Genomic DNA, 21,382 nt, shown 5'->3' on the forward strand with positions numbered 1-21,382 from the left:
AACAAGTAATTTTGAAGTTTAAAGTTAATTATTTAGGGAATAATATAGCTATTAATCATGCATTAGGTCAAGTTTTTAAACTTGACCTTTTTTCTTTTTCTAAACTAGCACTCTTAATATATCCTTAATTTATAAGACTATAAAACATCAAAATCTTAAAATAACACCCTTTTTTTTAACAACATATTTGAAAATCATTTGTAATTTCATAATTTGCGAGTCTTCAATAGTACTGAAACCCAATGACAGAAATTACTAGACTCTTCGACTTTCCATACTATCAATTGGAAAACAATAGCCTTGAAAAAGCTTTGGTGACAAAATATGATGGTGAATGGATTGCAACATCTACTCAAGAATATATTGACAAAGCCAATGCACTAAGCAGAGCACTATTAAAATTAGGAATACAAAAAAACGATAAAATAGCTGTAATATCTTCAACCAACAGAACAGAATGGAACATAGTTGATATTGGTGTGTTACAATTAGGTGCACAAAATATTCCTATTTACCCAACAATTTCTGCCGAAGATTACGAATATGTATTAAACCATAGCGAATCAATTTATTGTTTTGTATCAGACGAAGAAGTTCTAGAAAAAGTAAATAAAGTAATAGGAAATACTAAGCTAAAAGATGTTTATTCTTTTAATCACATTAAAGGCTGTAAGCATTATTCTGAATTATTAGAGCTAGGTAAAGACACAAGTAATCAAGAAGAAGTTGAAGCCAGAAAAAACTCAGTAAAACCTGAAGACTTAGCAACTATTATATACACCTCTGGTACTACAGGAAGACCTAAAGGAGTTATGCTGTCTCATTGGAATATTACTAGTAATGCATTAGACTCCTCTAAAAGATTACCCATCATAAAAGGAGAAACTAGAATTTTAAGTTTCCTACCTATTTGCCATATTTTTGAGCGCGTACTCATATACATTTATCAATATGCAGGAACCTCCATTTACTTTGCCGAAGGTTTAGATAAAATTGGTGATAATGCTAAAGAAATAAAACCACACCTTATGAGTGTTGTTCCGCGTTTACTTGAAAAAGTATACGATAAAATTATGGCTAAAGCCGAAGATCTTTCAGGTATCAAGCAAAAACTATTTTATTGGGCTGTTGAACTTGGCGAGCAATGGAAACCTTATAAACAAAATGGCTTTTGGTATGAATTCAAATTAAGTATTGCTCGTAAATTAATTTTCAGCAAATGGCAAGAAGCTCTTGGCGGAACTCTAAGCACAATGGTGTCTGGTAGTGCTCCACTTCAACCTAGGTTAACAAGAATTTTTTGTGCCGCAGGAATGCAAGTCATGGAAGGTTACGGACTTACTGAAACTTCGCCAGTTGTGTCGGTTGGTAAATACGCAGACAACATGTTTAAAGTTGGTAGTGTAGGTATACCAATAGACAACGTTGAAGTTAAAATTGCTGATGATGGAGAAGTTTTAATAAAAGGACCCAACGTTATGATGGGTTACTATAAAGATCCAGAAAAAACAGCTAGTGTAATGACTGACGACTATTTTCATACTGGAGACAAAGGTGAAATAGACCCTGAAGGTTTCCTTAAAATTACTGGTCGCAAAAAAGAAATGTTTAAAACCTCAGGTGGTAAATATATTATTCCACCACTTTTAGAAGGGTACTTAAAACAATCCCGCTTTATTGAACAAGCAATGGTTATAGGTGAAGGCGAAAAAATGCCAGCTGCATTTATTCAACCTAACTTTGAGTTTGTTTCTGAATGGATAGAACGTAAAAAGAAAAACATTGAAAATTCTCCCGAAGCTATTTGTGCTTCAGAAGAAGTTATAAATAGAATTCAAAAAGAAGTTGACAATTGCAACAAACACTTTGGTAAATGGGAACAAATAAAACGTTTCGAATTAACACCAGTTATTTGGTCAATTGATAGTGGTCATCTCACTCCTACTATGAAAATGAAACGAGATGTCATCAAAAACATTCATAAGGATCTTTACGATAAAATCTACAATTAATAAGCTTTAAAATTACAAACACCTTAATACAAGGTGTTTTTTTATGTTAAATTATCATTATTTATTATGCATGCATAATAAATTTTATTATATTTGAAAAGTTTAAAATTTTTGAATGAAAGATAAGACCATAGATTACGTATTGCGAACCACATGGTTAGCAGTAAACAAAATGTATAACGAAGAAGCCTCTAAATTTGAAAGCACAATGGCTACAGGTTTTACCTTATTAAGTATTGATCCTGAAAAAGGAACACCTTCAACCTCATTAGGTCCAAAAATGGGAATGGAAGCTACTTCATTATCCAGAATATTAAAAACTATGGAAACTCGTGGTTTAATTGAGCGCAAACCAAACCCAGAAGATGGTCGTGGTGTATTAATTCACCTCACAGAGTTTGGCAGAGAAAAAAGAGCCTATTCTCGCGAAAAGGTACTAACCTTCAACGAAGCTGTTAGAGAAAATATCACACAAGAAAAAATCAATCACTTTTATGAAGTTGCTGAGTTGATTAACGATATGATTTCAAACAAAAAAATATACAAACAAGACAAATAACAATATATAATAATGAGTAAACGAATTATTAATAAAGTAGCAGTTATCGGATCCGGAATAATGGGTAGTGGTATTGCTTGCCACTTTGCCAATATTGGTGTGGAAGTACTACTGTTAGACATCGTTCCTAGAGAACTTACCGATACCGAAAAAGCTAAAGGTTTAACACTAGAAGACAAAGTGGTTAGAAACCGTTTGGTTAACACCTCGTTACAAACCGCTTTAAAATCAAAACCCTCTCCTATTTATCATCAAAATTTTGCAAGCAGAATTACTACTGGTAATTTAGAAGATGACATTGCAAAAGTTGCTGATGTAGATTGGATTATTGAGGTGGTTGTAGAGCGCTTAGATATTAAAAAGAAAGTGTTTGAAACGCTTGACAAACACCGTAAACCAGGAACTTTGATTACTTCCAACACGTCTGGTATTCCTATTAAGTTTATGAGTGAAGGCAGAAGCGATGATTTTCAAGCACATTTCTGCGGAACGCACTTTTTTAATCCAGCACGTTACTTAAAATTATTCGAAATTATTCCAGGACCAAAAACATCGCAAGATGTTCTTGATTTCTTAAATGGTTATGGCGAACAATACTTAGGTAAAACTTCTGTAGTTGCAAAAGACACTCCTGCTTTTATTGGAAACCGTATTGGTATTTTTGGTATACAATCGTTATTCCATCAAGTAAAAGATTTGGGTTTAACTATTGAAGAAGTTGATAAATTAACTGGTCCTGTTATTGGAAGACCAAAATCGGCTACTTTCCGTACTGTTGATGTGGTTGGATTAGATACTTTGGTACATGTTGCCAACGGTATTTATGACAATTGTCCTAATGATGAAGCCCATGAACTGTTTAAATTACCAGATTTCATCAACACCATGATGGAAAACAAATGGTTAGGAAGCAAAACAGGTCAAGGATTTTATAAAAAAGTAAAAGGTGATGATGGCAAAAGCGAAATTTTATCATTAGATCTTGATACACTTGAATACAGATCGAAAAAATCGGCAAAATTTGCCACTTTAGAACTTACCAAAACAGTAGATAAAGTTATAGACCGCTTTCCAATTCTAGTTGACGGAAAAGATAAAGCAGGTGATTTTTATCGTAAAAATTTCGCTGCTATGTTTGCCTACGTTTCTAATAGAATTCCAGAAATTACCGATGAACTCTACAAGATTGATGATGCTATGAAAGCTGGTTTTGGTTGGGAACATGGTCCATTTCAAATTTGGGATGCTATTGGTGTAGAAAAAGGTTTGGAAATTATGAAAGCTGAAGGTTTAGAGCCAGCTTCATGGGTAAACGACATGTTAGCTTCTGGTAGTAAATCGTTCTATACAGTAAAAGATGGTGCTTCGTATTTCTATGATATTCCTTCAAAAACACAAACCAAAATACCTGGTCAAGATGCATTTATCATTTTAGATAACATCAGAAAATCCAAAGAAGTATTCAAAAACACAGGTGTTGTTATTGAAGATTTAGGAGATGGTATATTAAACTGTGAATTCCAAAGTAAGATGAACACCATTGGTGGCGACGTACTTGCAGGATTGAACAAAGCAGTTGATTTAGCTGAAAAAGATTTTCAAGGCTTGGTTATTGGTAATCAAGCTGCAAATTTCTCGGTTGGTGCCAATATTGGTATGATTTTCATGATGGCTGTAGAACAAGAATATGACGAATTGAACATGGCTATCAAATACTTCCAAGACACGATGATGCGTATGCGCTACTCGGCTATTCCAACAGTTGCTGCACCACATGGTATGACACTAGGTGGTGGTTGCGAATTATCGCTTCATGCTGATAAAGTTGTGGCTGCGGCCGAAACTTACATCGGACTTGTAGAGTTTGGTGTAGGTGTAATTCCTGGTGGTGGAGGTTCTAAAGAAATGGCTTTACGTGCTTCAGATTTATTCCACAAAGGCGATGTAAAACTTAACGTACTTCAAGAATATTTCTTAACCATAGGTATGGCAAAAGTATCAACTTCTGCTTACGAAGCTTTTGATTTAGGTATACTTCAAAAAGGAAAAGATGTTGTTGTAGTGAATAAAGATCGACAAATAGCAACTGCAAAAGCCTATGCTAAATTAATGGCAGAACAAGGTTACACGCAACCAATAAAACGTAAAGACGTTAAGGTGTTAGGTAAACAAGCGCTAGGTATGTTCTTAGTAGGTACTGACTCTATGGAAGCAAGTAACTATATAAGTGAACACGACCAAAAAATCGCCAATAAATTGGCTTACGTAATGGCTGGTGGTGATTTAAGTGAACCTACAGCTGTAAGCGAGCAGTATTTATTAGACCTAGAACGTGAAGCATTTTTAAGTCTTTGTACCGAACGTAAAACACTTGAGCGTATTCAGCACATGCTAAAAACAGGGAAACCTTTAAGAAACTAAGAAAACATGAAAACAGCATATATAGTAAAAGCATATAGAACAGCAGTTGGCAAGGCACCAAAAGGACTGTTCCGCTTTAAAAGAACCGATGAACTGGCAGCAGAAACCATCAAATACATGATGAAAGAACTGCCTAACCTTGACCCAAAACGTATTGACGATGTTATCGTTGGTAACGCTATGCCTGAAGGTGCACAAGGACTAAACATGGCACGTTTAATTTCATTAATGGGATTAGATATTGTAGATGTTCCTGGTGTTACTGTAAACCGTTTTTGTTCTTCAGGAATAGAAACCATTGGTATGGCTACTGCCAAAATACAAGCAGGAATGGCCGATTGTATTATTGCAGGTGGAGCTGAAAGTATGAGTGCAGTACCTATGACAGGTTTCAAACCAGAATTAAATTACGATACCGTAAAAGCGGGTCATGAAGATTATTATTGGGGAATGGGAAATACAGCAGAGGCTGTTGCAAACCAGTTTAAAGTCTCTCGTGAAGATCAAGATGAGTTTGCATACAATTCTCACATGAAAGCCTTAAAAGCGCAAGCTGAAGACCGTTTTCAAGATCAAATTGTTCCTATTAATGTAGAGCAAACATACATTGACGAAAACGGTAAAAAGGCTACAAAAACTTATACAGTAAATAAAGACGAAGGTCCTAGAAAAGGTACAAACCTAGAGGCTTTAGCTAAACTTCGTCCTGTTTTCGCTCAAGGCGGAAGCGTAACTGCAGGAAATTCATCACAAATGAGTGATGGTGCTGCTTTTGTAATGGTAATGAGCGAAGACATGGTTAACGAATTAGGTTTAAAGCCTATTGCACGATTAGTAAGTTATGCTGCTGCTGGTGTTGAACCTCGTATTATGGGAATTGGTCCAGTAAAAGCTATTCCAAAGGCATTAGCTCAAGCAAATTTGAAACAAAACGATTTAGAACTTATTGAGCTTAACGAAGCTTTCGCATCACAGTCTATTGCTGTAATTCGTGAACTTGGGTTAAACCCAGACCTTGTTAATGTTAATGGTGGTGCTATTGCTCTTGGTCATCCATTAGGTTGTACTGGAACTAAACTTTCAGTTCAACTGTTTGACGAAATGCGTAAACGCAATATGGCAGGTAAATATGGAGCTGTAACAATGTGTGTTGGTACAGGACAAGGTGCTTGCGGAATTTTTGAATTTTTAAACTAATTAGAACAAAGATGTAAGTATTAAGCACAAAGAAAAACGCAACAAAATTTCTTCACACTTAATACTTGATACAAAATACTTAATACTAAAAAAATGGAAGCAACAGAAAAAGATATTTTACGAGGTGGTCAATTCTTAGTTAAAGAAACTAACTGCGAAGACATTTTTACTCCTGAAGATTTTTCAGAAGAACAACAAATGATGAAGGAATCGGTAATTGAATTTAACGACCGAGAAATTATCCCTAACAAAGCTCGATTTGAAGCAAAAGACTATGCTTTAACTGAAGAATGTATGAGAAAAGCTGGTGAAATGGGATTTTTAAGCGTTGCTGTTCCTGAAGAATATGGCGGAATGGGAATGGGATTTGTTTCTACTATGCTAGTATGCGATTACATTTCTAGTGGTACAGGATCTTTTAGTACTGCTTTTGGTGCGCATACTGGAATTGGAACCATGCCTATTACACTTTATGGAACTGAAGAACAAAAACAAAAATATGTGCCAAAGTTGGCTTCTGGTGAATGGTTCGGAGCATACTGCTTAACCGAACCAGGTGCCGGAAGTGATGCTAACTCTGGTAAAACTACCGCTAAATTGTCCGATGATGGTAAACATTATATCATCAATGGTCAAAAAATGTGGATTTCAAATGCTGGATTCTGTAACCTTTTCATTGTGTTTGCTCGTATTGAAGACGATAAATACATTACAGGATTTATTGTGGAAAACAACCCTGAAAATGGTATCACTTTAGGTGAAGAAGAGCACAAGCTTGGTATTCGTGCGAGTTCTACACGTCAAGTATTTTTTAACGACACAAAAGTACCAGTAGAAAACATGTTATCAGAGCGTGGTAACGGTTTTAAAATTGCTATGAATGCCTTAAACGTAGGTCGTATTAAATTAGCTGCTGCTTGTTTAGATTCACAACGACGTATAACTACAAGCGGTGTACAATATGCAACTGAACGTAAGCAATTTAAAACACCTATTGCTGAATTTGGAGCCATAAAATCTAAATTAGCTGAAATGGCTACTAATGCCTATGCTGGTGAATCTGCGTGTTACAGAGCTGCAAAAAATATTGAAGACCGTATAGCTATAAGAATGGCTCAAGGCAATAGTCATCAAGAAGCAGAACTTAAAGGTGTTGAAGAATACGCTATTGAGTGTTCTATCTTAAAAGTTGCTGTTTCTGAAGACGTACAAAGTTGTGCGGATGAAGGTATCCAAATTTTTGGTGGTATGGGATTCTCTGAGGAAACGCCTATGGAATCTGCTTGGAGAGATGCTCGTATTGCTCGTATTTACGAAGGTACAAACGAAATTAACCGTATGCTTTCAGTAGGAATGTTAGTTAAAAAAGCTATGAAAGGTCATGTCGACTTATTAGGTCCTGCAATGGCTGTAAAAGATGAATTAATGGGTATTCCTTCTTTTGATATGCCAGATTATTCTGTGTTATTTTCAGAAGAAAAAGAAATGATTGCTAAACTTAAAAAAGTATTCTTAATGGTTGCTGGTGCTGCAGTTCAAAAATATGGACCAGACTTAGAAAAGCATCAACAATTAATGATGGCTGCTTCTAATATTTTAATTGAAATATATATGGCAGAGTCAACAATTTTAAGAACTGAGAAAAACGTTAAACGTTTTGGTGAAGACAAGCAAAAAGAACAAATAGCAATGGCTAAATTGTATCTATTCAATGCTGTTGAACTTGTTAAGAAAAATGGTTTAGAAGGTATTGTATCCTTTGCTGACGGTGACGAGCAAAAAGCAATGCTTATGGGCTTAAAACGTTTTACAAAATACGCAAACTACCCTAATGTAGTTGAGCTAAGAAATATAATTGCTGAAAAAGTAAAAGCAGAAAATAAATATTGTTTTTAAAACAATAGGCTAGTTCAAATGTTGAAAAGTCGGCTAATTATAGCCGACTTTTTTATTACCTTTAAAAATCAATTACTGAATCCATGAAAAAAATCGTCTTATTAAGTGTTACTTTTTTGCTATCTGCTTTTGCTTTTTCTCAACAAGACACCGAAATATTTTTATTCAACATTGAATCTTCAAGTTCTAATATTAGTGCAACATCAGGAAAAAACATTTCTAATAATGAAGGGTATGACAATCAACCTTCTTTTATGAACAAAGACTATATTTTATTTTCTTCAAACAGAAATGGTCAAACAGACATTATAAAATACCATACAAACTATGGTTCAAAAACGTGGTTAAACTTTACAGAAGGTGGAGAATACACACCTTTAAAAATTCCGAATAAAGATGCAGTTTCAGCAGTAAGATTAGATCCTGATGGTAAACAGCGTTTATATGCGTACAACTTAAAAACTTCAGAATCTACTGAAATAATCAAAGACCTTGTAGTTGCTTACTACACTTGGTACGATGAAAACACAATTGTATCAGCTGTTATTGAAGACACCGAATTAAACCTTTATATCACTGACGTTAATAAAGGTATTTCAAAAAAATACGCAACAAATGTTGGTCGTTCGTTTCATAAAATTCCCAATTCAAACTTAGTAAGCTTTATTTCAAAAGAGGATGAAACCCAATGGAAAATTAAGTCTTTAAACCCAAAAACAGGAGCTATAAAAACCATTGCAAACACCATTGAAGGTGTTGAGGACATTTGTTGGCTTAATCATATAACTATTCTTTCTGGTAAAGGAAGTAGTTTACAAAAATTCACATTAAACAAAGACAACAATTGGAAGACCGTAACTGATTTATCTTCCTACGGAATTACAACTATTACAAGATTAACAACCAATCCTGAAGCTACCAAATTATTAATTGCTGCTGAAACTACTCAAGCAGAAATTCCTGTAAACACTGAAACCAAGCTCGAACCAAAATTAGAAAATTGTGCTTGGATAGCTGGCAATTGGAAAGGTGAAGCATTTGGTGGAATTACAGAAGAAAACTGGAGCAAACCATCAGGTGGCTCAATGATGGCGACGTTTAAATTAATTAACGACAACAAAGTTTCGTTTTACGAAATTGAAATTATTAGAGAGGTTGAAAACAGCTTAATCCTTCAGCTTAAACATTTTGATAGCCAATTACGAGGTTGGGAAACCAAGGATGAAACTGTAGATTTCCCTTTAAAAGAGATCACACCAAACAAAGTGATTTTTGAAGGTATGACCTTTGAACGCATCTCTGACAATGAAATGAATGTTTATGTTGACATTCACCAAAAAGATGGTTCAATAGAAGTCGTAAAATTCAACTATAAAAAGTAATTTTATTTAAGTATTGTATCCATAACACGTTCCTGCTCTGTGATGTTAGATAGGTTAATTGCTGTTTCAATTAACGCTAAATGCGAATACGCTTGTGGAAAATTACCTAAAAGTCGCTTGGTTTTAAAGTCTATATCTTCGCTAAACAACCCAAGATGATTACTATAAGACAATAGTTTATCAAATAGTTTTTTGGCTTTTTGCACCTCTCCTATTTTGTATAAACTATTTATAAACCAAAACGTACATATTGTAAATGACGACGATGGTAACCCAAAATCGTCTTTGTTTTTATAACGATACAATAAACCATCATTACTCAACTCTCTTTCAATAGCATTTACTGTACTTACATATTTAGGATCTCTAGCATCAATAAATCCATAAGGTTCCATTAGTAATACAGATGCGTCTAAATCTGACGAACCATAAGATTGCGTAAAGGCTTTTACATCGTTATTCCATGCGTTTTGCATTATATCTTCTCGTATTTCAGATTCTATAAGCTTCCACTTCATAATTTTATTAGTCTTGTTGAGTAACTCAGCAACTTTAATTGCTTTATCAACTGCTACCCAACACAGCACTTTTGAAAATGTGAAATGTCTATCTTCTGCTCTAAATTCCCAAATGCCTTTATCAGCTTCTCGCCAGTGCTTGTTAACAACCCAAACAATACCTTTAGTAATTGTCCACAACTCTTCGGTATTTTCAATATCCATTGAAAAGTTTACAAACTGTTGGTGAATTACATCCATCAAAATACCATAAATGTCATTCTGCTTTTGTTTGTAAGCTGCATTACCAACCCTTACAGGACTTGAGTTTTTATAACCGCTTAAATGGTCTAATGAAAATTCGGTAAGTTTTTTCTCTTTATTAATACCATACATAATCTGAAGTTTTTCATCTTTATCAGGTATTAAATCTATTATGAATTTTAAGTAGCGTTTAGCTATATTTTTATGTCCTAATTTTGAAACCACTTTAATTACCATTGATGCATCTCGAATCCAGCAAAAACGGTAATCCCAATTTCTAACTTCTCCAATAGTTTCAGGCAATGAGGTTGTAGCTGCAGCTAAAACTGCTCCAGTTTTATCATAAGTAAGCAACTTTAAGGTCATAGCGCTTCTAGCTATTTGTTTTTGGTATAGCTTGTAGGTTGGTGTTCTATCCATCCAGTTTAACCAATACACCTTAGTACGTTGGTGCTCCAAAAAGATACTATCCACAGTAGTCTCAAACACTTTTTCGTTATAACCTAAGAGAAAATATCCATCAGCAGTTAATTCAATTTCATTACCATTAACAACTTTTTGTTTATCAAAATTGGTATATAAAAATAAAGTATCAAACTTTTCACCATAGGTTAGGCTTACTATAAAATGGTCTTTCACATATATTTCAGTCTTTCCTTTAGCATACTCTAGTTTAGGGTTGTAATTAACCTTAAATGTTGGTTTCCCTGAAATATGCTTAAAATACCTGATAATTTCTGGTGGAGATTGGTAATCACCATTAGGCTTGTAGTATCGAGGCATAAAATCGTGCACCTCAAAAGTGTCAATTCCGTTACTGAATTTAGTAACTAAAATAGTAGTGTTTTCAATATAATCCTGAGTTACAGAGAAACTCTCATCTACTAAAATATCAAAGCTTCCTCCTATTTTTTCATCCAGAATTTTTGCAAAAACCGAAGACGAATCAAACTCTGGCAAACAACACCATTCTATAGCTCCTGTTTTTGAAATTAATGCTGCACTTCTACAATTTCCAATAATACCGTAATCTAAATTATCCATTAAATACTGCTTTAGGTATGGTTAACACTTAATTTTTCATTAAATTAACAAAATACACTTTAAAACCTATTATCTTAACCATAATTATGAGTAAAACAATCATTGTTTCCAATAGATTACCACTTCAAATTAAACTTGAAAACGACAATTCTTTAAAAATCACACCTAGTGTTGGCGGATTAGCCACAGGAATGAAATCGGTACATGCTGAAGGTAACGGAATTTGGGTTGGTTGGTCTGGACTCACTGAAGAAGAGATAGATAGCGCCACTAAAAAAAAGGTTGACGAAGCTGTAAAAAAAGAAAAATGCGTCGCTGTTTCATTAAACGAACAAGATGTAGAAAACTTCTATTTTGGGTTTAGCAACAAAACACTTTGGCCTTTGTTTCATTATTTTATGGAATACACCGAATTTGAAAAAGACCAATGGGAATCTTACCAAGAGGTGAATCAAAAATTTGCTGACGTAGTTTTAGAGCATATTGAAGATGGTGACAATGTTTGGGTGCATGATTATCAACTTTTACTATTACCAAAACTTATTAAAGACAAAAAGCCTAATACGACTATAGGTTTCTTTTTACACATACCTTACCCATCGTATGAAATTTTTAGAACTTTCCCATGGAGAGAACAATTGCTTGAAGGTATGTTAGGTGCGGATTTGCTTGGATTCCACACGTATGACTATGAACGTCATTTTTTAAGTTCGGTAAAACGAATATTAAGGCTAGATGTAAAGTTCAACAAAATAAATTATCATGATAGAGTTGTAACTGTAGATTCGTTTCCTATGGGAATTGATTACAATAAATTTCATGATGCTGCATTATCACATACCAATCAAAATCCTAAAGAAAAATCAGAATTACAACGAAGACTAGACAACCACATTCAGTCTACTTCTAATGCTAAAATGGTACTTTCAATTGATAGGTTGGATTACACCAAAGGCATCCCTAACAGGCTAAGAGCTTTTGAGTACTTTTTAAACAAATACCCTCAATTTAAAGAAAAAGTACGCCTCATTATGCTTGCTGTTCCTTCGCGTTCCAATGTTCCTCAATACCAAAAACTTAAACGTGATACTGATGAACTTGTTGGTAGAATTAATGGTGAGTTTGCCACAGTAAGCTGGACTCCTATTTGGTATTTTTACCGCTCAATGCCTTTTGAAAACCTTATAGATCTTTACACTTCTTCGGATATTGCATTGATAACACCTGTAAGAGATGGAATGAATTTAGTAGCTAAAGAGTATGTTGCTACAAGAACAAATGAAGACGGTGTGCTTATTTTAAGTGAAATGGCTGGAGCTTCAAAAGAAATGAATGAGGCTTTACTTATCAACCCTAATAATTTTGAAGAAATAGCCGACACTTTAAAGCAAGCTATTGAAATGCCTACTGAAGAACAAAGTAAGCGTATGAAAATTCTACAAAAGCGTTTAAAACGTTATACAGTTGAAAAATGGGCAGATGAGTTTATGAAATCATTAAACGCTACAAAAATCAAGGATACAGTAATGGTTTCTACACGACTGGACGATGCGCTTCAAAAGAAAATGTTATCTGATTACAGTTCCGCTTCTAGCAAACTACTACTCTTAGATTACGATGGTACATTAGCTGGTTTTAAAAACGACCCAAAAGATGCTAAACCTGATGCTGAGCTTTTTGAACTCCTAGATACCATCGATCAAAAAGAAAACACTGATGTAGTAATTATCAGCGGTAGAGACCAAGATACATTTAATGAATGGTTCAGCAAAAAAAGTTATACGTTAATTACCGACCATGGTGTTTGGTTAAAAAAACAACATACCAATTGGGAAGCGCTCGAGCATTTAAAGAATGATTGGATGGCAAATATTCAACCTATTTTAGAAACTTTTGTCGATAGAACTCCAGGTACATTTATTGAAAAGAAAAAATATTCTCTTGCATGGCATTATCGTAAAGCAGATCCTGAATTAGCTCAAATAAGAACTATAGAACTAAATACTGTATTAACCAGTTTAATTTCCAACGATAACTTAACAGTTCTCAAAGGCAACAAGGTTATTGAAATAAAAAGCAGTAACGTTAACAAAGGTAGAGCAGCACTAAGATTGCTTAACGAGAAGTCTTATGATTTTATATTTTCAATAGGTGATGACTGGACAGACGAATACATGTTTGAAGAACTTCCAGAATCAGCATATACTGTAAAAGTAGGTTTCAAAAAAACCAAAGCCAGATATTATGTTAAAGATACTGATGAAGTAAGAACTTTGTTGCGTAAATTCACAAAATAATAACAACACTTAAATTTAAAAACAATTAAAGAAATAGAAGAACATTATTTCAAAACCGACAAAGAATGGAGAACATGGCTTCATAAAAACCATTCACTATCCAAAGGTATATATCTTATTTTCTACAAAGTAGAACACGAAAATGAAAGTATGCGATGGGAAGAAGCTGTAAAAGTAGCCCTTTGTTATGGCTGGATAGATTCTACAGTTAAAAGTCTCGGTAACGGAAAACGCAGACAATATTTTTCACCTCGTAACCCAAAAAGTGTTTGGAGCGCTTTAAACAAGCGTTATATAGTTGATCTAATTACTGAAAATTTAATGCATGATGCAGGTCTTAAAACTATTGAAATAGCAAAAGAAAACGGAAGTTGGTCTGTACTCGATGATGTTGAAAATGGTATTATCCCTGAAGATTTACAAATTGCTTTCAATGCAAACAAAACAGCATTTACCAACTACCAAAACTTTGCTCCATCATACAAAAAAGGATATTTATATTGGCTCAATCAAGCTAAACGAGAAGCTACAAGAATAAAACGAATTTCTGAAATTATTGAATTGTGTAGTAAAAACATAAAATCAAGAAGTAGTAGGTAATATTTTAGTAACTTTAACTCTAGCTATTTATCAATTAACCATGTCTGAAGAAACTACCCAACCAAAAAAAAGGAAATGGAAAGTTAACTGGACCACTGAAAAAGTAATGAGTACCTCTGCTCTTTTTATCAGTGTCATTTCTTTAATTGCATTAATTTATCAATCTTATTTAGCGAGAGAAGACAATAAACTTACTCAAAAACAGCAAAGTGCAAGTGTCTTACCATATCTAAACCAATGGCAGAGTAATTACAATAATCACTTCCAGCTTATACTTGGTAATAAAGGTGTTGGTCCTGCTTTTATTAAAAAAGTAAAACTAACTTTAAACAACTCTAAAACATTCAATAACTCTGACGATTTATTTAATGAAATCTTCAATTCCTCTAAAGAGATTGACACAATACCAAAAGTAACTAGCGCATTGGTGAATGGTTTTGTACTACCAGCAAATGAATATATTAGCTTAATTGAAATTAATGGCAAAAGAAATATTGAAATGTTTTTAAAGGTTTTAGAAACGAAAAATATTTCTTATGAAATCACCTATGAAGATGTTTATGGAACGCAGTGGATTATAAACAATAATGAAGAAGATAAAAACAAAGCTAGTGTTCCAACTTTAATCTTAAAAGAGTAAACTCGCATTAACAAGAGTTTAAGATATTTTTAAGGAATATTATATATTTTTAGTGTTTCTTAACTTTTTTGTAAATCTTAAGCTTGAAACAAAAACGAAAACAACTCGCTAAAACCTCTAGAACATACAGAAAACTTCATCGTTATGTTGCAATTCCCTTAGTGTTTTTTATGTTTCTTTTAGGAGCTACAGGCTTACTTCTAACTTGGAAAGAACAATTTCAATTTAAACCCAAAACACACGCTTCGTCCTCAAACACATTATCTCTAATATCATTAGATATAATTAGAGACAATGCTATAAAACATATAGAATCTTTAAACCTTTCACCTGAAATCAACCGAATTGATTACAGACCAAATAAAGGTGTTGCTAAAGTGAGGTTTGAAAACCACTTTACCGAAATTCAAATAGACTGTTACACAGGTGAAGTCCTATCAGTAAAACAAAGAACTGCTGATATTATTGAAATGATTCATGATGGCTCAATAATGGACTTTCTATTTAAAAATCAATCCACACCATTTAAGCTTTTCTATTCAACTATCACATCCTTAGGATTGATGTTGTTATCGTTTAGCGGATTTTGGTTATGGCTTAAACCCAAACAAATCAAACGTTTAAAAGACTAGAATATAAACGCTTGATTGCTTTTTTACGTAAATTTAAAACTCAATAATAATAAACACATGAAAAACGTCTTCTCAATCATTCTCTTCTTAAGTGCCTCATTACTTTTTGCCCAAGAGTTTTCAATGGATTTAGTAAAAAACATGAAACCACGAAATATAGGTCCTGGTGGAATGTCTGGTCGTGTTACAGCCATTGATGTAGTTACAGATAATCCTGACGTTATGTACGTTGGTACAGCATCTGGTGGTTTATGGAAGTCAACCTCTGGAGGTATAAAATGGGAACCTATTTTTGACAACGAAGCTACTGCTTCAATAGGAGCTGTTGCTATACAACAATCAAACCCAAGTGTAATATGGGTTGGTACAGGAGAAGGAAACCCGAGAAATAGTCTTAATGGTGGTTATGGCATATACAAATCGCTTGATGGAGGTAAATCTTGGATGCTCATGGGACTTGAAAACACAAGACACATTCATAGAGTAATTATTGACCCAACTAATCCTAACGTAGTTTATGTTGCTGCAATTGGCTCTCCTTGGGGAGAACATCCTGAAAGAGGTATTTTTAAAACCACAAACGGAGGAGAAACATGGGAAAAAATCTTGTTTGCCAATAATAAAACTGGTGCTGCAGAATTAATCATGGATCCAACAAATCCAAATAAATTAATTGCCGCTCTATGGGAACACAAACGCGACCCTTGGTTTTTCAAATCTGGTGGTGAAGGTTCTGGTTTACACATTACACATGATGGCGGAAAAACATGGAAAAAAATAACTGATGAAGACGGATTGCCAAAAGGAGAATTAGGAAGAATTGGTCTTGCAATAGCACCAAACAAACCTAATATTGTATATGCATTAATTGAAGCCAAGAAAAATGGGTTTTACAAAAGTGAAGATGGAGGTTTTACTTGGAAAAAAGTAAATGACAACTTAAACGAAATAGGAAACAGACCCTTTTACTATGCCGAAATATATGTAGCTCCTGATAATGAAAATCGTGTGTATACCATTTTCACTTACGTAAACGTATCTGAAGATGGCGGAAAAAGCTTTGACCAACTTATGCCTGCTTATGGTGTAGATAATGGTGTTCATCCAGACCATCACGCATGGTGGATTCATCCTAACAATGGTAATTTTATGATAGATGGTAACGATGGTGGATTAAATATCACTAAAGATGGTGGAAAAACATGGCGATTTATTGGCAATATTCCTGTAGCTCAATTTTATCACATCAATGTAGATAACGACTACCCTTACAATGTATATGGAGGCATGCAAGACAATGGTTCATGGAGAGGTCCTGCTTACGTTTGGAAAACACAAGGTATTCGTAATAGCTACTGGCAAGAAATAAGTTTTGGTGATGGGTTTGATGTCGTTCCTGATAAAGACGACTCTCGTTTTGGCTGGTCAATGAGTCAACAAGGTTACGTAAGCAGATACGATTGGGAAACTGGTAATAACCTTTTAGTAAGACCAACACATCCTGACCCAAATGTAGAGTTACGTTTTAACTGGAATTCTGCAATTAATATTGATCCTTTTAATAATAGTACACTGTATTTTGGAAGTCAGTTTGTTCATAAATCAACTGATAAAGGTGAAACTTGGACAGTCATTTCAGAGGATTTAACCACTAACGACCCAGAAAAACTAAAACAATCAGAAAGTGGCGGATTAACAATGGATGCTACAGGAGCAGAAAACCACTGTACCATTTTGGTCATTGAACCTTCTCCTGTTGAAAAAAATATGTTGTGGATAGGAACTGATGATGGTCGTGTTCACGTTACTCAAAATGGTGGACAAACCTATACTGATGTGTCCAAAAACATAAAAGGATTACCCAAAGGCAGTTGGATTCCTCAAATAAAAGCATCAAACAAAAACAAAGGAGAAGCATTACTAATAGCTAATGATTACAGACGTTTTAATTACACACCTTATGCATACAGAACCAAAGACTATGGTAAAACATGGACACGCATAGTAGATGAAAATGATGTAAAAAGCTATACACTCTCAACTGTTGAAGATATTGAAGAACCAAACCTGTTATTTTTAGGAACTGACGACGGTTTATACATTTCCTTAAACGCAGGAGAAAGTTGGACTAAATGGACAGAAGGCTTCCCTACTACATCTGTAAAAGATTTAGTAATTCATCCAAGAGAGCACGATTTAGTAATAGGTACTTTTGGTAGAGCTGCTTGGGTTTTAGATGACATAAGACCTTTACGCGCTCTGGCTAAAAACAAACAAGTATTACAACAAAAAGTAGAGTTATTTCAACCTCCTACAGCTATTCAAGCTGCATACCAACAACCAACAGGAAGTCGCTTTGGGGCTGATGCTTTATACAATGGAGAAAACAGAAGCTATGGTGCTCAATTGTCATATTATGTAAATATTGATACTCAAAAAGAAGACGCAAAAGAGGAAGCTTCAAATGAAGGCGAAGAAACTTCTGCTGAAAAAACCAATGAAGTAAAATGGGATTCTTTAACATTAAAAATATATGATGGAGAGCGTTTGATAAGAACATTAAAGCAAAAAGCACCTAAAGAAACAGGTATTCACAAATGGACATGGTATATGGATGAAGCTGGTGTTGAAAGAGCTTCTAGACGAAATAGAACCAGAAATAGTGAACCAGGAGGTATTACTGTTAAACCAGGCACTTACAAAGCTGTTTTAAGTTTTGGAGACCAATCTTCAGAAAAACAAATTACAGTGATGTATGACCCAAGATTAAATATTTCTACAGCAAACATCAATGAAGTTTACAACACTTTAAAAGATTTAGAAAGCGCTCAAGAAACTATGGCTAATGCTGTAAAACAACTTGTTGAAAGCAAAGAAATAGCTGAGAAATTTCAGTCTGAACTTAAAAAACTAGATAAAGAAAAATATAAAGACGATATAAAATCATCTAAAGACATCGTCAAAAAAATAGATGAAATTATTGATATTTATTTAGGAAAAGTTGACGAAAGACAAGGTATTACCAGAAACCCAGAAGTTACTATCAACACAAGACTTAGTCTTGCAAGAGGCTATGTTCAAGATAGTCAAAACGGTATCACAACTACCGAAACTAGGTTAATTAAAAACTTTAAAGACGCTTTAAATAGTGTGCTTGAAAAAACCAACACCTTCTTTAATGAAGACTGGAAATCGTATCAAACAAAAATGGAACAGTTACAAACTAATCCGTTTAAAGACATATCAACCTTTAAACTCAATTAATTATGAAAAACATTTTAATATTAGTGTTTTTTGCTACTATGCTGTCTTGTAAAAAAGACACTGAGAGCAAGAATGATGCCCAAGCTAAAAGTATTGAACAGTACAGCATTGAACAGTTCATGAACAACGAAGCTGTAAGTGGAGGAAGTTTTTCTCCTGACAACTCCAAGCTTTTAATCTCAAGTAATCGCTCTGGTATTTTCAATGCGTACACAGTACCTACAACAGGTGGTGAATACACACAAATCACAGCATCAGATAGCATTTCATACTTTGCTGTTTCTTACTTCCCTAATGATGAGCGTATGCTACTTTCAGCCGACGGGAATGGTGACGAAATAGACCATATTTATATGAGAGACACAAATGGTGAGATTAAAGATTTAACACCTGAACAAGGAGCAAAATCTTCATTTTACGGTTGGTCTGCTGATAAAAACAGTTTTTATTTTGGGTCAAACAAAAGAGACGCTCGCTATTTTGATGTGTACAAAATGAGTATCGCTGATTTTTCATCTGAATTAATTTACCAAAATAATGATGGTCTAAATTTCAGTGGAATTTCTAATGACGAAAATTATATTGCTTTAGTTGAATCTGTCAACACTAACGATAGCAACTTGTATTTATTCGACAGAAGTTCTAACGAAAAAACAAAAATCAATGACAACCTAAGTGCAAATGCATCTGAAGATTTTGCAGTTGATAGTAGTGCATTTTATTACACTACTGATGATGGCGAAGAGTTTTCATACTTAATGAAATATGATTTAGCGTCTAAAACAAAAACTAAAATTGTACAAAAACCTTGGGATGTTAGTGGAGCTGGTTTTACTGATAAAGGGACTTACTTAGTAGTTTATGTAAACGAAGATGGTAAAAATGCTATTGAAGTTTTAGATAGCAACACATTACAACCAATAACACTACCTAATTTTGATAATAAAAGTATTACCAGTGTAAGTTTTTCAAAGGATGAAACATGGATGCGCCTGTATGTTGGTGGTTCCAATTCGCCTTCTGATTTATACACTTACAACTTAGAAACCAAAGAACAGCACAAACTCACCAATGTTTTAAACAAAGAGATTAATCCTGACGATTTAGTTACTGCTAAAGTTGTTCGTTTTAAGTCTTTTGATGGTACAACAATTCCTGCCATATATTATTTACCACATCAAGCATCTGCAGATAATAAAGTGCCTGCAATGGTTTGGGTTCATGGTGGTCCTGGAGGTCAAACACGTCAAAATTTCAGCTCTTTAATTCAGTATATGGTTAATCATGGATATGCTGTTTTAGCTGTGAATAATCGTGGAAGCAGTGGTTATGGTAAAACGTTTTTTAAGATGGATGATAAAAACCATGGCGAAAAAGATTTACAAGACTGTGTTGAAGGAAAAAATTGGTTAGCTGAGCAAGCTGAAATTAATTCTGAAAAAATAGGAATCATTGGTGGGTCTTATGGTGGATATATGACTATGGCAGCATTAACTTACACTCCAGAAGAGTTTGATGTTGGTGTTAATATATATGGTGTTACCAACTGGATGCGAACATTAAAAAGCATTCCGCCTTATTGGGAATCGTTTAGAGAATCATTATACTTAGAATTAGGCGATCCTTATTCTGCTGATTCAACACGTTTAAAACGAATTTCTCCTCTTTTCCATACTGATAAGGTAACCAAACCTTTAATTGTTTTACAAGGAGCTAAAGACCCTAGAGTATTACAGGTTGAGTCTGATGAAATTGTTGCTGGAGTAAGAAAAAATGGCGTTCCTGTTGAATATGTTTTATTTGAGGACGAAGGTCATGGATTTATAAAAAAGGAAAACCAAATTGAAGCTTACAGCAGAATTTTAAAATTCTTAGATGAACATCTTAAAAAAGAAAATGCACCTTTAGATGGTGAAACTCCCAAAACGGAAATAGATCCAAAAACGGAATAAACAAAACAAAAACGGCTAAACTTAGTTTAGCCGTTTTTTATTCAATAAGCTTTAATGCTTTACTATTTTCTATCTTTATTTGTTTGCCTTCTGTAGAAATTAACCCTTCTTTTTTAAATTGAGACAATATTCGTATTGCAGATTCTGTAGCAGTACCAACAATATTAGCATAGTCATCTCTGGTAAGTACTATATTTAAAAATCCATTATCATCTTCTCCAAAATTGGTTTGCAAATACAAAAGTGTTTCAGCTAAACGCTGCTTCACCGATTTTTGGGCCATATCAACAATAACCTTATCAGCAAGTTTTAGTTCCTCAGCCATATCCTTTAGCATTTCCACCGAAAAATTAATGTTATGTGTTAGGTCGTGTATTATTTCGTGCTTTGGAATAAAACACACTTGCATATCATTTATAGCTACAGCACTTAGGTTAGCAGCCTCATCAGAAATTAAAGAACGTTGCCCTAACAAATCTCCTCTAACAACTAATTTTACAATTTGGTCTTTTCCGTTTGCGCTTAACTTAGATAGTTTACAAACACCATCCTTTATACAGTAAACACCATTAACATTATCACCTTCTTCAAAAATAATCTCTCCTTTTTTGATAGTGTGTGTTGTTTTACATCCAGAAAGCCGTATAAGGTCATCCTTTTGTAACGCTCTTAAAGCATTAAACTGCCTGATAATACATTGTTCGCACTTGCTCATACCTTATTTT

The 21,382-nt window shown here is 34.1% G+C and carries 14 protein-coding genes; 12 read left to right on the top strand and 2 right to left on the bottom strand.

Annotated elements, in window-relative coordinates:
• The first annotated feature begins 242 nt into the window (after positions 1-242).
• From OD803_RS08120 to OD803_RS08145, 6 genes are all read left to right on the top strand, one after another.
• Positions 243-2,012, top strand: a complete 1,770-nt coding sequence (locus tag OD803_RS08120; RefSeq protein ID WP_262733058.1) for an AMP-dependent synthetase/ligase — start codon at positions 243-245, stop codon at positions 2,010-2,012.
• Between the two features lie 115 nt (positions 2,013-2,127).
• Positions 2,128-2,571, top strand: a complete 444-nt coding sequence (locus OD803_RS08125) for a MarR family winged helix-turn-helix transcriptional regulator (protein ID WP_262733059.1) — start codon at positions 2,128-2,130, stop codon at positions 2,569-2,571.
• A gap of 12 nt (positions 2,572-2,583) precedes the next feature.
• Entirely contained in the window at positions 2,584-4,992 is a 2,409-nt protein-coding gene (locus tag OD803_RS08130) for a 3-hydroxyacyl-CoA dehydrogenase/enoyl-CoA hydratase family protein (protein ID WP_262733060.1), read from the top strand.
• A gap of 6 nt (positions 4,993-4,998) precedes the next feature.
• The gene (locus tag OD803_RS08135) at positions 4,999-6,189 is read left to right on the top strand and encodes an acetyl-CoA C-acyltransferase (protein WP_129761281.1); all 1,191 of its coding nucleotides are present in this window, start codon (positions 4,999-5,001) and stop codon (positions 6,187-6,189) included.
• Positions 6,190-6,282: 93 nt separating this feature from the next.
• A complete protein-coding gene (locus OD803_RS08140; RefSeq protein ID WP_262733061.1) occupies positions 6,283-8,085 on the top strand; it encodes an acyl-CoA dehydrogenase family protein in 1,803 nt (600 codons plus the stop codon).
• Between the two features lie 83 nt (positions 8,086-8,168).
• A complete protein-coding gene (locus OD803_RS08145) occupies positions 8,169-9,467 on the top strand; it encodes a DUF6265 family protein (protein WP_262733062.1) in 1,299 nt (432 codons plus the stop codon).
• Between the two features lie 2 nt (positions 9,468-9,469).
• On the opposite strand, the gene OD803_RS08150 is transcribed toward OD803_RS08145, so the two are convergent.
• Positions 9,470-11,272 carry a glycoside hydrolase family 15 protein gene (locus OD803_RS08150; protein WP_262733063.1) on the bottom strand — a complete coding sequence of 601 codons (1,803 nt, stop codon included), beginning with the start codon at positions 11,270-11,272 and terminating at the stop codon, positions 9,470-9,472.
• Positions 11,273-11,358: 86 nt separating this feature from the next.
• Between OD803_RS08150 and OD803_RS08155 the strand changes: the two genes are divergently transcribed.
• The 6 genes from OD803_RS08155 (at position 11,359) to OD803_RS08180 (ending at position 20,657) form a co-directional block, all read left to right on the top strand.
• Entirely contained in the window at positions 11,359-13,569 is a 2,211-nt protein-coding gene (locus OD803_RS08155) for a bifunctional alpha,alpha-trehalose-phosphate synthase (UDP-forming)/trehalose-phosphatase (RefSeq protein ID WP_262733064.1), read from the top strand.
• 24 nt (positions 13,570-13,593) lie between these two features.
• Positions 13,594-14,169: a YdeI/OmpD-associated family protein gene (locus OD803_RS08160; RefSeq protein WP_262733122.1), complete on the top strand. Its 576-nt coding sequence runs from the start codon at positions 13,594-13,596 to the stop codon at positions 14,167-14,169.
• Positions 14,170-14,209: 40 nt separating this feature from the next.
• The gene (locus OD803_RS08165) at positions 14,210-14,809 is read left to right on the top strand and encodes a hypothetical protein (RefSeq protein ID WP_262733065.1); all 600 of its coding nucleotides are present in this window, start codon (positions 14,210-14,212) and stop codon (positions 14,807-14,809) included.
• 83 nt (positions 14,810-14,892) lie between these two features.
• Entirely contained in the window at positions 14,893-15,441 is a 549-nt protein-coding gene (locus OD803_RS08170; protein ID WP_262733066.1) for a PepSY domain-containing protein, read from the top strand.
• A gap of 57 nt (positions 15,442-15,498) precedes the next feature.
• Positions 15,499-18,705 carry a VPS10 domain-containing protein gene (locus OD803_RS08175; RefSeq protein WP_262733067.1) on the top strand — a complete coding sequence of 1,069 codons (3,207 nt, stop codon included), beginning with the start codon at positions 15,499-15,501 and terminating at the stop codon, positions 18,703-18,705.
• A gap of 2 nt (positions 18,706-18,707) precedes the next feature.
• On the top strand, positions 18,708-20,657 hold the full coding sequence (locus tag OD803_RS08180) for a S9 family peptidase (protein ID WP_262733068.1): 1,950 nt from the start codon (positions 18,708-18,710) through the stop codon (positions 20,655-20,657).
• Positions 20,658-20,694: 37 nt separating this feature from the next.
• Here OD803_RS08180 and OD803_RS08185 read toward each other — a convergent pair whose 3' ends face one another.
• Positions 20,695-21,372: a Crp/Fnr family transcriptional regulator gene (locus tag OD803_RS08185; RefSeq protein WP_262733069.1), complete on the bottom strand. Its 678-nt coding sequence runs from the start codon at positions 21,370-21,372 to the stop codon at positions 20,695-20,697.
• Positions 21,373-21,382 lie beyond the last annotated feature (10 nt).

It is taken from the genome of Gaetbulibacter sp. NE, from assembly GCF_025548475.1.
GTDB classification, from domain to species: domain Bacteria; phylum Bacteroidota; class Bacteroidia; order Flavobacteriales; family Flavobacteriaceae; genus Gaetbulibacter_B; species Gaetbulibacter_B jejuensis.

Bases quoted from the DNA above. Each gene is read 5' to 3' on its own strand.
- OD803_RS08120 (WP_262733058.1), top strand. From the start codon at position 243: ATGACAGAAATTACTAGACTCTTCGACTTTCCATACTATCAATTGGAA.
- OD803_RS08125 (WP_262733059.1), top strand. From the start codon at position 2,128: ATGAAAGATAAGACCATAGATTACGTATTGCGAACCACATGGTTAGCA.
- OD803_RS08130 (WP_262733060.1), top strand. From the start codon at position 2,584: ATGAGTAAACGAATTATTAATAAAGTAGCAGTTATCGGATCCGGAATA.
- OD803_RS08135 (WP_129761281.1), top strand. From the start codon at position 4,999: ATGAAAACAGCATATATAGTAAAAGCATATAGAACAGCAGTTGGCAAG.
- OD803_RS08140 (WP_262733061.1), top strand. From the start codon at position 6,283: ATGGAAGCAACAGAAAAAGATATTTTACGAGGTGGTCAATTCTTAGTT.
- OD803_RS08145 (WP_262733062.1), top strand. From the start codon at position 8,169: ATGAAAAAAATCGTCTTATTAAGTGTTACTTTTTTGCTATCTGCTTTT.
- OD803_RS08150 (WP_262733063.1), bottom strand. From the start codon at position 11,272: ATGGATAATTTAGATTACGGTATTATTGGAAATTGTAGAAGTGCAGCA.
- OD803_RS08155 (WP_262733064.1), top strand. From the start codon at position 11,359: ATGAGTAAAACAATCATTGTTTCCAATAGATTACCACTTCAAATTAAA.
- OD803_RS08165 (WP_262733065.1), top strand. From the start codon at position 14,210: ATGTCTGAAGAAACTACCCAACCAAAAAAAAGGAAATGGAAAGTTAAC.
- OD803_RS08175 (WP_262733067.1), top strand. From the start codon at position 15,499: ATGAAAAACGTCTTCTCAATCATTCTCTTCTTAAGTGCCTCATTACTT.
- OD803_RS08180 (WP_262733068.1), top strand. From the start codon at position 18,708: ATGAAAAACATTTTAATATTAGTGTTTTTTGCTACTATGCTGTCTTGT.
- OD803_RS08185 (WP_262733069.1), bottom strand. From the start codon at position 21,372: ATGAGCAAGTGCGAACAATGTATTATCAGGCAGTTTAATGCTTTAAGA.